Genomic DNA, 14,522 nt, shown 5'->3' on the forward strand with positions numbered 1-14,522 from the left:
CAAGTCTGCCTGAGCGGGCCCGTCACGTCGAGTGGTGCCGACTCCACTCAGTGCGAAAATCTCCTCGCAGAGTGTGAGCGTGATCACGCGGAGCGGAGATGGTGCTGCCAGCCCGCAGGTCTGAGGGGTGGCATGACCCCGGGCACCCGCCGACGATAGACCATCCGGCTAGACTTTCGCGCCGTGGGCCGAAGTGCCGCTTTCTTCGATCTGGACAAGACCGTCATCGCCAAGTCGAGCGCCCTGGCGTTCGGTCGGCCGTTCTACCGGGACGGGCTGATCACTCGGCGTGACGTGGTCAAGTCGGCGTACGCGCAGCTGATGTTCCGGCTGGGCGGCACCGACGAGCAGACCATGGCCCGAACACGGGACTACCTGGCTGCGCTCTGCAAGGGCTGGCAGGTGGAGCAGGTCCGCCAGATCGTCGCGGAGACGCTGCACGAGCTGATCAACCCTTATGTGTACGCCGAAGCCGCCGCTCTGATCGAGGAGCACCAGGCGGCTGGGCGGGACGTGGTGCTGGTGTCGGCCTCCGGCGAGGAGATGGTCCGGCCGATCGGCGAGCTGCTCGGGGTGACCGACGTGATCGCCACCCGGATGACGGTGCGCGACGGCCGGTACAGCGGCGAGGTCGAGTTCTACGCGGCGGGCCCGAGCAAGGTGGAGGCGGTCAGCGAGTTGGCCGCCGTCCGGGGTTACGACCTGGCTGATTCGTACGCCTATTCCGACTCGTACAGCGATCGTCCGCTCCTTGAGTGCGTGGGCCACCCGAGCGTGGTCAACCCGGACCGGCAGCTGCGCAAGTTGGCGTCGGAGAACGCGTGGCCGGTGCTGGAGTTCCGGCACCCGATCCCGCTGGGCCGGCGCTGGCGGGAACGGCCTGCGGTTCCGGTGGCCGCGGCGGCCCTGGGGGTCGGGGTGGGTGTGGCCATCGGCATCGCCTGGTACGGGCGGCACCGTCGCACCCGGGCCGCCACCACCGCCTGACCGTTCCTCGCCCACCTGCCCAGGCCTTCAGGTCGCGGGACGGGCCGTTCCGGGGTGGCGGGACTGATCAGGCGGCGGCGAGGATCTCGTCTCCGATGGTGGTGAGCTGGTCGGCGCCGACCTCGACGGCCGCCATGTAGTGGCGTAGCCAGGAGCGCAGCCCGTCGGGGGTGCCGGTGGCGAAGGCACCGGCCGCGCCGACGTACTCCGGTTCCCGCTCGCGGTGCCCGACGTCGACGGCGAGCAGGCCACGCGGGTCGAGGCCGGTGGCGAGCAGCACCAGCCGGGCGGCTCCGCGCGCCACGACGCCGGACGGCCCGGCGAACGGGCGCAGGTTCAGCAGCTCCCCGTGGACGACGGCGGCGAGCACCAACGGGGAGACCTTCGTGCCACCGGCGATGAGGCCGGCGAGCCCGTCCAGCCGGGTGGCGACGACGGGGTCGGCCACCGGGCGGCCCAGTTCGGCTTCCGGCACCAGGTCCCGGGCGGCGAGCACGTGCAGCTTCGCGAGTGCCTGGCGGGGCGCCTTCGGCCACAGCTCGCTCAGGCCCGGCAACGCCCCGGCGACGCGCAGCGCCCCTTGCAGCACCGGGTCGGTGACGGTGCCGGCCCGGACGGCTTCGCGCTCGTGTCCGGCCCCCTCCAGGGCGGCGCTGGCCACCGCGCAGCGCAGGCTGACCTCGGCGGCGACCTGTCCGCCGTGCCGGCGCAGCGCCCGGTGCCCGAGCGCCTGGTCGAACCGTTCGCGGGCCTGCTCGACGGCGGCGGCGATGTCGGCGAGCGCGAGCAACGGGGCGAGCGGGTCGGTGGTCACCCCGTCACGCTAACGACCCGACCCGACCCGGCGGGCCGCACCCGCCCGCAACGCGACCCGGACCACCCGAGCCGCCCCGCCCCGACCCGGCCCGACGCGGCACGGCACGCCGCGGCCACGGCCCGACGCGGCCACGGTCCGACGCGGCCACGGCCCGACGCGGTCACGACCCGACGCGGCCACGGCCCGACGCGGCCACGGCACGCCGCAAGGTCAACACGGGTTTCTTGAAGTCGGGGCGTCCACCTCAGCAGGACACCGCAACTTCAAGGAACCCGTGTCGATCAAGGCGCCCCGCGCAGACGACCCGGGCGGGGACCGGCCAGCACGGGCCGTCGGGCGCGCGGCGGGGGCCACTCGGCGCGACGGAGTGGGCAGCCGTGGCCGGCCGAGGGCCCCGCGACTACCCTCGTGCCATCGAGACCCAGGTCACCCCGAGGATGAGGAGTCACGGCATGAGCGAGGCATTGGCCAATCTGCTGAACGAGACGCGCCAGTTCCCCCCGCCGGCCGAACTCGCCGCGCACGCCAACGTCACCGTCGACGCGTATGCCGAGGCCGAGGCCGACCGGCTGGCCTTCTGGGCGAAGCAGGCCGACCGGCTGGCCTGGTCGAAGAAGTGGGATGAGGTGCTCGACTGGTCGAATCCGCCGTTCGCGAAGTGGTTCGTGGGTGGGCAGCTCAACGTCGCGTACAACTGCCTGGACCGGCACGTCGAGGCGGGCCTGGGCGACAAGGTGGCGATCCACTGGGAGGGCGAGCCGGGCGACACCCGCACCATCACGTACGCGGACCTGCACGCGCTGACCTGCCGGGCGGCGAACGCGCTCACCGACCTGGGGGTGACCGCCGGCGACCGGGTGGCGATCTACCTGCCGATGATCCCGGAGGCCGCGGTGGCCATGCTGGCCTGCGCCCGGATCGGCGCCGCGCACAGCGTGGTCTTCGGTGGTTTCTCCGCCGACTCGTTGAGCAACCGGATCCAGGACGCCAGCGCCAAGGTGGTGATCACCGCCGATGGTGGTTACCGGCGGGGCAAGCCGTCGGCGTTGAAGCCCACCGTGGACGAGGCGGTGGCGAACTCCCCGTCGGTGGAGCACGTGCTCGTGGTTCGCCGCACCGGCGAGGACGTGGCGTGGTCGGAGAAGGACCACTGGTGGCACGAGACGGTGGAGACCGCCTCGGCCGAGCACACCGCGCAGCCGTTCGACGCCGAGCACCCGCTGTTCATCCTGTACACCAGCGGCACCACGGCCCGCCCGAAGGGCATCCTGCACACCACCGGCGGCTACCTCACCCAGGCGTCGTACACGACGCACGCGGTGTTCGACCTGAAGCCGGAGACCGACGTCTACTGGTGCACCGCCGACATCGGCTGGGTCACCGGGCACTCCTACATCGTGTACGGCCCGCTCTCCAACGGCGCCACCCAGGTGATGTACGAGGGCACCCCGGACACGCCGCACAAGGGCCGGTTCTGGGAGATCGTCGACAAGTACGGGGTGAGCATCCTGTACACCGCGCCCACCCTGATCCGGACGATGATGAAGTGGGGCGACGACATCCCGGCCGGCTTCGACCTGTCCTCGCTGCGCCTGCTGGGCAGCGTCGGCGAGCCGATCAACCCGGAGGCGTGGATGTGGTACCGCCAGCACGTCGGCCGGGGCGAGCTGCCGGTCGTGGACACCTGGTGGCAGACCGAGACGGGCTCCATCATGATCTCGCCGTTGCCGGGGGTCACCGCGGCCAAGCCGGGTTCGGCGATGACGCCGCTGCCGGGCATCGTGGCCGACGTGGTGGACGACCAGGGCCAGTCGGTGCCGAACGGTGGTGGCGGCTACCTGGTGCTGCGTGAGCCGTGGCCGTCGATGCTGCGCACCATCTGGGGTGACGACGACCGGTTCATCGACACGTACTGGTCGCGTTTCCAGGGGATGTACTTCGCCGGCGACGGCGCGAAGAAGGACGACGACGGGCACATCTGGCTGCTCGGCCGGGTGGACGACGTGATGTTGGTGTCCGGGCACAACATCTCGACGACCGAGGTGGAGTCGGCGTTGGTGTCGCACCCGTCGGTGGCGGAGGCCGCGGTCGTGGGCGCCACCGACCCGACCACCGGTCAGGCGATCGTCGCGTTCGCCATCCCGCGGGGCAGCACTGACATCAGTGGTGACGCGGGCGAGCAGCTCATCGCCGACCTGCGCAACCACGTGTCGAAGACGCTCGGCCCGATCGCCAAGCCGCGCCAGATCATGCTGGTGCCGGAGCTGCCGAAGACCCGCTCCGGCAAGATCATGCGTCGGTTGCTGCGGGACGTGGCGGAGAACCGGTCGCTCGGCGACGTGACCACGTTGCAGGACTCCTCGGTGATGGACCTGATCTCTTCGGGGATGGGCGGCGTGAAGTCCGACGAGGACTGACGGTAGGCGTACCCCAACGGTGGGTGGCGGCCCGGACGGGCCGTCACCCACCGTCGTCTTTTGTGGAGGCACGTCCGTCGCACATATGTGATACGGGAGTTAAACAGATAACGCATCGATCACGATCCCGCCGTACGGGTTGTTTGTCATTTAGTTTCACGCTCGTCGGGCGGCCCCGATGAGCCCACGCCACCGGATCCGGCCGACGTCCTCTGCCCGAGAAACGGAGTGGCATGAACAGAAACTCCCGTCCGGGGTCGCGCCGACGACTACTCGTCGCGCTACCCGTCATCGCCCTCGCGGCCACGTCACTGACCGTGAGTGGCAGCGCGGCCGCCAAGCCTTCGTCCGACACCCCGCGGGCGGTGATCGGGGCGGACGAGTACTACATCAACTACGCCGAGCCCGAGGTGCAGCCGGACACCGCCGGCCGTGAGGTGAAGGGCAAGGGTGGCGTCTACACCCCTGCCGTGGAGTCCGCGCGCGAGTTCGACCAGAAGCACGCCCGGGGCAACCCGGTGACGGCGCGGCAGCTGGCCAAGGACGAGGCCAAGTCGCTGAAGACGGGCCAGAACCCGCGCAAGTTCAAGAAGGCGCCGACCACCCAGACGGCGAAGTTGCTGACGCTGCTTGTCGAGTTCAACGACAAGGCCAACGACGACTTCACCGACGTGATGGTCCCCAAGACGGTGTTCGAGGACCGCACCTGCGTGCCCGGCACGGTCCAGAACGGCCCGAAGCACAACAAGATCCCGGACCCGGCGCGCCTGCCCCACGAGGACAACAACTCGATGTGGGTGCCGGACTTCTCGCCGCAGCACTACAACAAGATGCTGTACAGCAAGAAGGGCATCACCGAGCGGGTCCGCACCGACCTGAAGGGCCCGGACGGCAAGAAGGGCATCGACCTGTCCGGTCGCACCATGCACAACATGTACCTGGAGATGTCCAAGAACGCGTACACGGTGGACGGGCAGGCCAGCCCGTGGATCACCGTGCCGCACTCGGAGGGCTGGTACGCGGCCAACCGCTGCTTCCAGGACGAGACCGGCGCCTGGGTTCCCGGCCGTGAGCAGTCGATGAACGGCCACCCGGACAACCCGGCCGGCGCGGGCCGCCTGGCGACCGACGCGATCGACGCGCTCGTCGCGAAGGACCCGAACTTCCCCTGGGCCGACTACGACATCGAGGACCAGGCCGACCGCGACGGTGACGGCAACGTCTTCGAGCCGGACGGCGTGATCGACCACCTCGTGCTGGTGCACGCCGGTCAGGGCAAGTCCCGTGGTGGCGGCGCCGAGGGCGTGTACGCCGTGTGGGCGCACTCCTCCACGGTCGCCGGTGGCTACACCATCCCGGGCACCAACATCAAGGCGTCGAACTACATCGTGCAGCCGGAGGACGCCGGTGTCGGCGTCTTCGCTCACGAGTTCGGCCACGACCTGGGCCTGCCGGACCTCTACGACACGTCCGGCAACGCCGACTCCGACGTGGACTTCTGGGACCTGATGGCCTCGGGCTCGCACTCGGGTGAGATCTTCCAGGCGCTGCCGACGCACATGGGCATCTGGGACAAGTGGGTGCTCGGTTGGGCCGACCCGCTGACCATCCGCCCCGGGTCGAACCCGCGCGAGGTGAAGCTCGGCCAGACCTCACGCACCCCGATCGACTCCGAGGACGGCATCAAGGTCGACCTGCCGGACAAGGTGACGACGCTGGCGACCCCGCACAGCGGCACCAAGATGTGGCACAGCAACAACGACCAGGAGTGGGCCGACGTCAAGCTCAGCCGCTCGGTCGACGTGCCGGCGGCCGCCGACTCGAAGTTCTGGATGTGGAACAACTACATCATCGAGGAGGACTGGGACTACGGCTTCGTCGAGCTCTCCACCGACGGCGGCACGACCTGGACCGAGCAGAAGGTGTACGACGAGGGTGGCACTGTTGTCACCACGCCGGACGGTTACCCGGACCCGAACGGCCGGATGAACGACTTCGGCGGCAAGAAGTACGGCCTGACCGGCAGCACCGACGGCTGGCGGCACGACTACGTCGACCTGTCGGCGTACGCGGGCACGACAGTGCAGCTGCGGCTGCGCCTCGCCACCGACGAGGCCTTCGAGGAGCGCAACTGGTTCGTCGACGACTTCTCGGTCACCGGCGGCGGCGCCACCACCTGGAGTGACGACGTCGAGGGCGGCGACAACGGCTGGACCGCCACCGGCGGCACCTTCGTCGACACCACCGGCGCGGGCTGGAAGGTCTCCAGCGGCACCGAGGTCCACGCCCAGTACTACCTGGCGGAGTGGCGCAACTTCGACGGCTTCGACAAGGGCCTGCAGTACACCTACGACACCATCTACTCCCACGAGGCGTGGAAGGTCGACCGGATCAAGTACAACGCGCCGGGCATGCTGGTCTGGTACCGGGACACCGCGCTCGGCGACGTCAACCACGTCACCGGGCAGATGACCGCGCTGCCCAGCTACGGCGCGAAGGGCGGCCTGCTCATCGTCGACTCGCACTTCGACCCGTACCGGCGTACGGGCGAGGCGGCGGAGAAGGACCCGTCGGTAACGGACAACCTGCCCAGCCGTCCGCAGTCGTCGAACGCGGCCTTCTCGTTGCAGCGGACCTACCCGTTCACCGAGTGCCTGGAGGCGGCGGACGAGCCGTACAGCTCGTACTGCACGAAGTTCAAGGGCCAGGCGCCGGTCAAGGCGTTCACCGACGCCAAGGGCTGGTACCCGGGCATCGAGATGCGCGATGGCGCGGCGTACGCCCGGGACAACGACGCGTCGGTGGTCCTGCCGTCGCGTGACAACGCGCCGTACACCACCCGGGTCACCAACCCGGACGGCAGCCCGGCGCCGGAGTTCTACGGCGTGACCCTGGGCGGTGGCGCGATCGTGCTCGGCACCGGCAACCCCGGTGACCAGGGTGTGAACTACGGCGTCTCGCTCACCATCAAGAAGGCGGCCGCGGACAACTCGTCCGCCACGATCTACGTGACGCCGGCCAAGAAGTAACGGTTTCGCAGATCGACAACTGTAACGGTGGGGCCGGTGGCGGAGACGCTACCGGCCCCACTGTCGTAAGTGCGATCAAACTGATCGAGGGATGTCGTTGTATACGTTCGCGTCTGGGTCTGCGCTGCTCAGCGCGGCTGATGAACCGGTGGGGTGTGACGGTGAAAAGCATTCCCAACAAAATCTTGCAACAAATCGACGCGTTCGTCTTCCCACCCGTCCCGCCAGTGTCTAAGTTCACCATTGGTCCCACTAGTGGGATCGATCTCCCACCGGCCCGTACCCCCGTTGGGCCGGTTCCCTCACACCGGAGGTACCACGTGCGCAAAGTCGCAGTGGGTCTGCTCGGGCTCTCACTGACGGCGACAGGCCTGGCTTTCGGCCCGTCCGCCTCGGCGGCGCCTCAGCCCAAACTGCCGGCCACGGCACCGGCCGCTGCCGAACCACAGGCACTGAAGGATGAGCTCCCCGACAAGCTCGAGGACAAGCGCCGCGAGCTGCGTGAGCAGGGCCTCGCCGACGTGCTGAGCGGGCGCAGCAAGCCGATCGAGCGCAACGGCAGCACTGTCGTCAAGGTCGGCCAGGTCGGCAAGGCGGGCACCAACGCCAAGGCGCGCTCCGCCGCCGGCGGCGGCCAGGAGACCAGGGATCAGTACGTCGAGCTCAAGCGTGAGCGGACCGACAAGATCTTCGTGATCCTGGCCGAGTTCGGCGACGAGCGCCACCCGTCCTTCCCGGACAAGGACATGAACCCGGACATCGCCGGACCGGCGACGTTCGACGGTCCGTTGCACAACAAGATCCCCGAGCCCAACCGGGCCGTGGACAACTCCACCATCTGGCAGCCGGACTTCAGCCCGGAGCACTTCCGCCAGCTCTACTTCGGCACCAACCCGGGCGACGAGTCGCTCAAGCAGTACTACGAGGCTCAGTCCTCCGGTCGCTACACCGTCGAGGGTGAGGTGACCGACTGGGTCAAGGTCCGGTACAACGAGGCCCGTTACGGTCGTTCCGACGACCCGAAGGCCGACGACGACCCGACCGGCGACCCCGCCGTCTGCGGCGACAACGTCTGCTCGAACACCTGGAACCTGATCCGCGACGCCGCCAACCAGTGGGTCGCCGACCAGAAGGCCAAGGGCCGGACGGACGAGCAGATCGCCGCCGAGATGAAGTCCTTCGACCAGTGGGACCGTTTCGACTACGACGGTGACGGCGACTTCAACGAGTCGGACGGCTACATCGACCACTTCCAGATCGTCCACTCCGGCGGCGACCAGGCCGACGGTGACCCGCAGCAGGGTGAGGACGCGATCTGGAGCCACCGTTGGTCGGCGTTCAACAGCTCGCCCGTGGGCCCGCCGAACTTCCCGATCGGCGGCACCCAGATCGGCAACACCGGCGTCTGGATCCGCGACTACACGATCCAGCCGGAGAACGGCGGCCGCAGCGTCTTCTACCACGAGTACGGCCACGACCTGGGCCTGCCGGACGACTACGGCCCGGCCGACAACAGCAACGAGCACTGGACCCTGATGGCCCAGAGCCGGCTCGGCGCGAAGAACGACGCCGGCATCGGCGACCGGGGCGGCGACCTCGGCGCGTGGAACAAGTTCCAGCTCGGCTGGCTCGACTACGAGGTGGTCGTGGCAGGGCAGAAGCAGACGCTGAAGCTCGGCCCACAGGAATACAACTCGAAGGAAGCACAGGCCGTCGTGGTCGTGCTGCCCAAGAGGGAATACACCTTCAACTACGGTCCGCCGTTCGAGGGCGCCAAGCAGTACTTCTCCGGTAACGAGGACAACCTCGACAGCAAGATGACGAGGACGTTCGACCTCACCGGCAAGTCCGCCGCGGCGCTGTCGCTCAAGGGCAAGTACAGCATCGAAGCGGGTTACGACTACCTCTACTTCGAGGCGTCGACAGACGGCGGTCAGTCCTGGACCGACCTGGACGGCACTGTCAACGGCAAGCCGATCGGCGTGGACGGTGCCGGTCGCCCGGCCCTCGCCGGCAGCAGCAACGGCGCCTGGGCGGACATCAACATCCCGCTGACCTCGGTCGCCGGCAAGTCGGCGCAGGTCCGCCTGCACTACGTCACCGACGGTGGCGTCTCCGAGGGCGGCTTCTTCGGTGACGCGATCACCGTGACCGCCGACGGCCAGACCGTGTTCAGCGACGGCGCCGAGACCGACGCCGGCTGGAACCTGGAGAAGTTCGAGGTGGTCGGGGCGACCTACACCCGACTGTTCGACAACTTCTACATCGCCGGCAACCGGTCGTACGTCTCGTACGACAAGTACCTGAAGACCGGCCCGTACTTCTTCGGCTACGCGAACACCCGCCCGGACTGGGTGGACCACTACGCGTACCAGGAGGGCCTGCTCATCTCGTACTGGAACACCCGGTTCTCCGACAACAACACCGCCCCGGCCTCCCCGACCAACCCGGGTGGTCACCCCGGTGAGGGTCGCAACCTGTACATCGACGCGCACCCGCGCCCGATCTACAACCTGACCGGGGCACCGTGGCGGGCCCGCGTCCAGATGTACGACGCACCGTTCAGCCTGAACAAGGCTGACTCGTTCACCCTGCACCTCAACAGCCAGCCGCAGTACATCCGTGGCCAGGCCGCTGAGCCGCTGTTCGACGACACCAAGAAGTACTTCTACGAGGAACTGCCGAACCACGGCGTCAAGCTCCCCGCGACCGGTGTCAAGATCAAGGTTCTGGAGCAGGACGGCACCTCGATGAAGATCCGGATCAGCTGACCACTGATCCCGCACCAACCAGCGACGCCCGGGCAGGTCAACTGCCCGGGCGTCGCCCGTTGTACGACACCCGCTGACGACGCGGACCGGCTTCTCCGAGGGACGGTCGAGGCGGCTCCCCTGGCCCCCGGTCCGGGACAACCCGGGGCTTTCCCCTGTTCAACGCGACCACCGGGGCCGCCTGCGGCAACCGGGTCCTAGGCTGTCTGCCATGACCGACCAGCGCGACGGAGCCGTCGACGAGTCCTGTGTCCTCACCGAGGGGCCGTGGACGCACCGTTTCGTCGGTGCCAACGGCAGCCGGTTCCACGTGGTCGAGGCCGGCACCGGGCCTATGGTGCTCTTCCTGCACGGCTTCCCCGAGCACTGGTGGGCCTGGCACCAGATGCTGCCGGCGATCGCCGACGCCGGCTTCCGGGCGGTCGCCGTCGACCTACGCGGCTACGGCGCCAGCGACAAACCACCACGGGGGTACGACGGCTACACCCTCGCCGCCGACATCGCCGGGCTGATCCGCGCGCTCGGTGAACGATCCGCGACCATCGTCGGCAGCGGACTCGGCGGCATGGTGGCCTGGACGGTGGCCTCGTTCCACCCGTCCCTGGTCCGCCGGCTCGTGGTGCTGGCGGCACCGCACCCGTTGCGGCTGCGCGCCGCCATCTTCGCCGACCCACGCGGGCAGTTCACCGCCTCCACGCCGGCGTTGAAGTTCCAGCTACCCCGTTACGAGCACGTGCTGACCCGCGACGGCGCCGCGGCGGTCGGCGAGATCATGCGTCGCTGGGGCGGCCCACAGTGGGTGGCCGGGCCGGACTTCGAGGCGTACGCCGAGCGGTGCCGGGAGGCGATGTGCATCCCGCAGGCCGCGTTCTGCGCGCTGGAGGGTTACCGCTGGGCGTTCCGCTCCCTGCTGCGGCTGCACGGCTACCGGTTCGTCCGCCTGATGCAGAAGCCGCTGTCCACCCCGACCCTGCAACTGCACGGCGCCCTGGACGCCGCCTCCCTGCCCCGGACCGCACTGGGCTCCGGCCGGTACGTCGTCGCCCCGTACGAGTGGCGACTGCTCGACGGGGTGGGGCACTTCCCGCACCTGGAGGCACCGGAGCTGGTGCTCGGTGAGATCCTGCGGTGGGCGAAGACCTGACGCGTCAGACCCGCTGTTCGCGCAGGTCGGTGACCTCGGCGGCCGGTGCCCAACCCTGGTAGACGCCGAAGTCGAAGACCTCCAGCCGCATCGCCTCGGCCACCGGCCAGCGACCACCGGTGTACTCCACCCGCAGCCACGCGTCGTGCTCGCCGAGCACGATGAACGGCTGCCCCTTCCAGGTGCAGGTGGTCCGCACGTACGCCAGATCCTCGATCTCGCTCGCCGGCAGCACCCGGACGTAACGGCCCGCCCGGACCTCCTCGAAGCCCTCACCGGGCTCGGGCTGGTAGAGGCGGATGTCGTCGCCGTCCGGGCTGGCCTGGTATTCCCGGCCCTGCCACCGGGCCACGTAACCGTCGCGCATCACGCCTCACCGACCCGTCGCCAGGTGACCGAGTCGGTGTCCAACTCCGCGACCACCCGCTCGGTGCCGTCCGCGCCGATCCGCCAGAGTTGGGCACCGTGCGGCAGGCGCGCGCTGTCCACTTTGAACTCGGCCACCACGTCGCTGCTCTCACCCGGAGCGAAGCCGTTGCCCCGGAAAGGCGGGCGTTCGATGACCCAGCCCTCCATGGCCCGCATCGCCGACTCGTTCTGACCGCCGTAGGGGATGCGGTAGAGGCTCGGCCGGTGCGCCGGCCAGCGCAGCACGTAGATCTCGTCGGCGTCCGGGGCGAACGGCGAGCCGGGGTAGCTGAGGCCGAGCGCCTCGTGCAGCTGAGCCGGTGTGGTCAGGTGGGACAGTTCGCCGGCCCGGTGCACGAACCCGGACACCCGGTCGTACCCACGGTCCAGGTAGTACGCGAGCTGGCTCGGTGCGATCGCCTTCTGCATGACCGTCGGGCGGGTCGGGTCGACAGCCGTCGGGGCGTACCGGGGGCGGGCGGCCGGTTCGGCCGCGGCTGGTGCCTCCACCTGGTCGACTTCCAGGTCGTCGCCGAGCCCCACCTCGGCGGCCCAGTTGGCCAACGCGACGATCTGCTCGCCGGGCAACTTCGCACCGACCGGCGTGCCCGGGTTGACGGCGAACGACCAGTCCTCGTCGGGCCAGCGCCGGATCAGTTGGGCGAACTTCACCCGGACCGTGTCGACGTCCCCGTCGACGTGGTCGGCGAGGCGCTCCGGCGACGTGTAGACCACCACGTACGTCTCGCCGTCGAGTTGCCCGGTACGCCAGACGAAGCCGGGATCTCCCGGGCGGCTTCCCGCCGCCGAGTCCGGTGCCGCCGGAAGCAGCACCCGGGCCAGCAGCAGGGTGGACAGGAAGGTGTCGGTGCTGCCGGAGCTGGCGGCGCTGAGCAGGTCCTCCTCGACCGTGTTGGCCGGCTCGAACTCGACCGGCGCCGGCTCGTCGGCCGGCGGGTGCGGACCGTCGCCGCCGAACACGCTCTCGCCGCCGAACATGCTTTCAGCGCCGGTCTGCTCCGAACCGGTCAGGCCGGCCGACGGGGCACCGCTGTCGGCGCGGTCGGCACCGAGCGGGGTGTCGACACGGCCGCCGAAACCCGGATCATCGAGGCCACCGCCGGCCTCCGTCGGAATCGAGGGGTGCGGGACGGGCGGGCTCGCAACCGGTTGACCGAGGTTGAACGACGCGGGAGCGGAGGGGCCGGGGGGCGACGGATCGAACAGGCCGGGGCCGGGGGGCGACGAGCCGAACGGCGGCGGGGTGGCCTCGGCGGGGCTGGGGCCGGGAGGCGAGGGAACGAACAGGCCCGGACCGGGGGACGGCGAGCCGAACGGTGGCGGGGCGGCCTCGGCGGGGCCGGGCCGGTGGGCCGTCTCGGCCGGCGCGCCGCTCTCGACCGGGTCGGTGAGGTCGCGGGACTCGATGATGGTGCCCTCGATGACGATGGGCGTGAAGCCGCGGCGCGGCGCGGGTGGCCCGGAGACCGGTTCCGCGACGGACTCCGGCAGGTCCTCCGCCGGCCCGAACCGGCCCGGCCGGTCCTGCGGGATCGCCTGCGTCGCCTCCGCCGAAGGGTCGGGCCGCCCAGGCGCACCTGTCAGGGGAGGCTCAGCGGTCACCCGGAACGCGCGGGTGGGCTCCTCGGCAAGCGGGTTGTGCCGACGCGGCGGCAGCGGCTGGGTGATCTCCTCGCCGGATGCCGGTGCGTCCACGCCCCGGGACGTGCCGAGGCCGCCCTCCGGCCGACGGATCGGCTGGGTGGCTGCCGGGTCCGCTGCCACCTGGAAGGCCCTCGTCGCCGGCTCGTCGGCTGGCGCATCGGCTGGGCGACGGCGCGGAAAGGGCTGACTGCCTCGCCCGAACCGGGTCGGCGGGGCCGCCCGGTCACCCTGACGACCCCCGCTCGGGGCCGGATCACGGGCGGGGCTCGGGTCGAAGAAGGAGCGCCGGGGTGCCGCTTGGGGACCGCTGTTGCCGTTGCCCACGGCGGGGCCGTCGTCGACCGGCCGGGTCGGCGCCGGCCAGCCCCCGCTCGGCCCCTGCTGCTCGGTGGTGGGGGCGGCGGACGCCAACGGGGTGAACCGGGACGGCCGGCCGGTGCGGGGCAGGGCTCCGGCGCCGGGTGCGGGCCGGGGCGGCTCGCTCGGGTGCCGCTGGCCGGCGGCGGGCAGGTCCTCCTGGCCGGCGCGGCGCGGCGGCTCGGCGGGAACCGGTGGCCGGGGTGCCGGGCCCGGCACCGACGGCGTACCGACCCGGGGCAGTCCGCCCCGGCTGGGCCTTCGGGGCGCGATCGGAACACTCTCGGACGCGGGCGAGGCAGCCCCGGTCGCCGGGGCCGATCCGGCGGCTGACGCGGCGTCGCGAGGTGGCATGCCGGGCCGGGTGCGGGCCAACGTCTCGGCTCGCTCCAGCCGAGCGCGGGCACCCATGGCCCGGCCGGGCAGTCGCACGTCGCCCCGGGACAGCTGCGACACGAACCAGGCCGGCAGGTAACCCTCGACCGGCAGCCCTGGGTTGACGGCGAGCCACCACTCATGGTTGGGCCAACCGGCCGCGAGATCGGCGAAGGGGATGCGGCGGTTGCTGCCGGCGTTGTCGCCCAGGCAGGCCCGCAGTGCGGCGGCGGAGGTGAAGGCCAGGACGTGGGTCCGGCCGCCGGTGGTCCAGGTGCCCCATCCGGCGGGTGGCTGGCCGGGCCGCGTCGGCGCGGAGATCGGCAGCAGCACATCGGTGCGGGACAGGAGCCGGAAGTAGAGCTCCTGGTCGTTGGCGCGCAGCGCGTCGCGCATCGCCACCTCGGCCTCCGTGGCCGGCTCCCATGCGGTCACGGCCACCTCCCCTTCCGAGAACAGGCCACAGGTATCGCGTACAACCTACAAGGTGGCACCAAGATCACAATGGCAGGCCGGCGGCGGTCGGTCAGGGTGTCGAGGAGGCGATAACAT

The 14,522-nt window shown here is 70.4% G+C and carries 8 protein-coding genes; 5 read left to right on the forward strand and 3 right to left on the reverse strand.

Annotated elements, in window-relative coordinates:
* The first annotated feature begins 183 nt into the window (after nucleotides 1-183).
* Complete coding sequence (locus KBX26_RS07170) at nucleotides 184-987, forward strand: HAD family phosphatase (RefSeq protein WP_030334188.1); 804 nt, start codon at nucleotides 184-186, stop codon at nucleotides 985-987.
* Between the two features lie 67 nt (nucleotides 988-1,054).
* Here KBX26_RS07170 and KBX26_RS07175 read toward each other — a convergent pair whose 3' ends face one another.
* Nucleotides 1,055-1,801: an oxidoreductase gene (locus KBX26_RS07175; RefSeq protein ID WP_210858057.1), complete on the reverse strand. Its 747-nt coding sequence runs from the start codon at nucleotides 1,799-1,801 to the stop codon at nucleotides 1,055-1,057.
* A gap of 455 nt (nucleotides 1,802-2,256) precedes the next feature.
* Between KBX26_RS07175 and acs the strand changes: the two genes are divergently transcribed.
* The 4 genes from acs to KBX26_RS07195 all read left to right on the forward strand — a co-directional run bounded on the left by acs (nucleotide 2,257) and on the right by KBX26_RS07195 (nucleotide 11,165).
* On the forward strand, nucleotides 2,257-4,221 hold the full coding sequence (gene acs / locus KBX26_RS07180) for an acetate--CoA ligase (RefSeq protein ID WP_210864990.1): 1,965 nt from the start codon (nucleotides 2,257-2,259) through the stop codon (nucleotides 4,219-4,221).
* 233 nt (nucleotides 4,222-4,454) lie between these two features.
* Nucleotides 4,455-7,250 carry an immune inhibitor A domain-containing protein gene (locus tag KBX26_RS07185; RefSeq protein ID WP_030334182.1) on the forward strand — a complete coding sequence of 932 codons (2,796 nt, stop codon included), beginning with the start codon at nucleotides 4,455-4,457 and terminating at the stop codon, nucleotides 7,248-7,250.
* 335 nt (nucleotides 7,251-7,585) lie between these two features.
* Complete coding sequence (locus KBX26_RS07190; protein ID WP_210865060.1) at nucleotides 7,586-10,021, forward strand: immune inhibitor A domain-containing protein; 2,436 nt, start codon at nucleotides 7,586-7,588, stop codon at nucleotides 10,019-10,021.
* A 211-nt stretch (nucleotides 10,022-10,232) separates the two neighbouring features.
* Nucleotides 10,233-11,165, forward strand: coding sequence for an alpha/beta fold hydrolase (locus tag KBX26_RS07195; protein WP_030334178.1), 933 nt, complete (start codon nucleotides 10,233-10,235; stop codon nucleotides 11,163-11,165).
* Between the two features lie 4 nt (nucleotides 11,166-11,169).
* On the opposite strand, the gene KBX26_RS07200 is transcribed toward KBX26_RS07195, so the two are convergent.
* Both KBX26_RS07200 and KBX26_RS07205 read right to left on the reverse strand, forming a co-directional pair.
* Nucleotides 11,170-11,535 carry a hypothetical protein gene (locus KBX26_RS07200; RefSeq protein ID WP_030334177.1) on the reverse strand — a complete coding sequence of 122 codons (366 nt, stop codon included), beginning with the start codon at nucleotides 11,533-11,535 and terminating at the stop codon, nucleotides 11,170-11,172.
* Entirely contained in the window at nucleotides 11,532-14,405 is a 2,874-nt protein-coding gene (locus tag KBX26_RS07205; RefSeq protein ID WP_210864991.1) for an SseB family protein, read from the reverse strand. The genes KBX26_RS07200 and KBX26_RS07205 overlap by 4 nt, the downstream gene beginning before the upstream one ends.
* Nucleotides 14,406-14,522 lie beyond the last annotated feature (117 nt).

It is taken from the genome of Micromonospora sp. C97 (assembly GCF_018070385.1).
In the GTDB taxonomy this organism is placed as follows: Bacteria; Actinomycetota; Actinomycetes; order Mycobacteriales; family Micromonosporaceae; genus Micromonospora; species Micromonospora parva.

Bases quoted from the DNA above. Each gene is read 5' to 3' on its own strand.
- acs (WP_210864990.1), top strand. From the start codon at position 2,257: ATGAGCGAGGCATTGGCCAATCTGCTGAACGAGACGCGCCAGTTCCCC.
- KBX26_RS07185 (WP_030334182.1), top strand. From the start codon at position 4,455: ATGAACAGAAACTCCCGTCCGGGGTCGCGCCGACGACTACTCGTCGCG.
- KBX26_RS07195 (WP_030334178.1), top strand. From the start codon at position 10,233: ATGACCGACCAGCGCGACGGAGCCGTCGACGAGTCCTGTGTCCTCACC.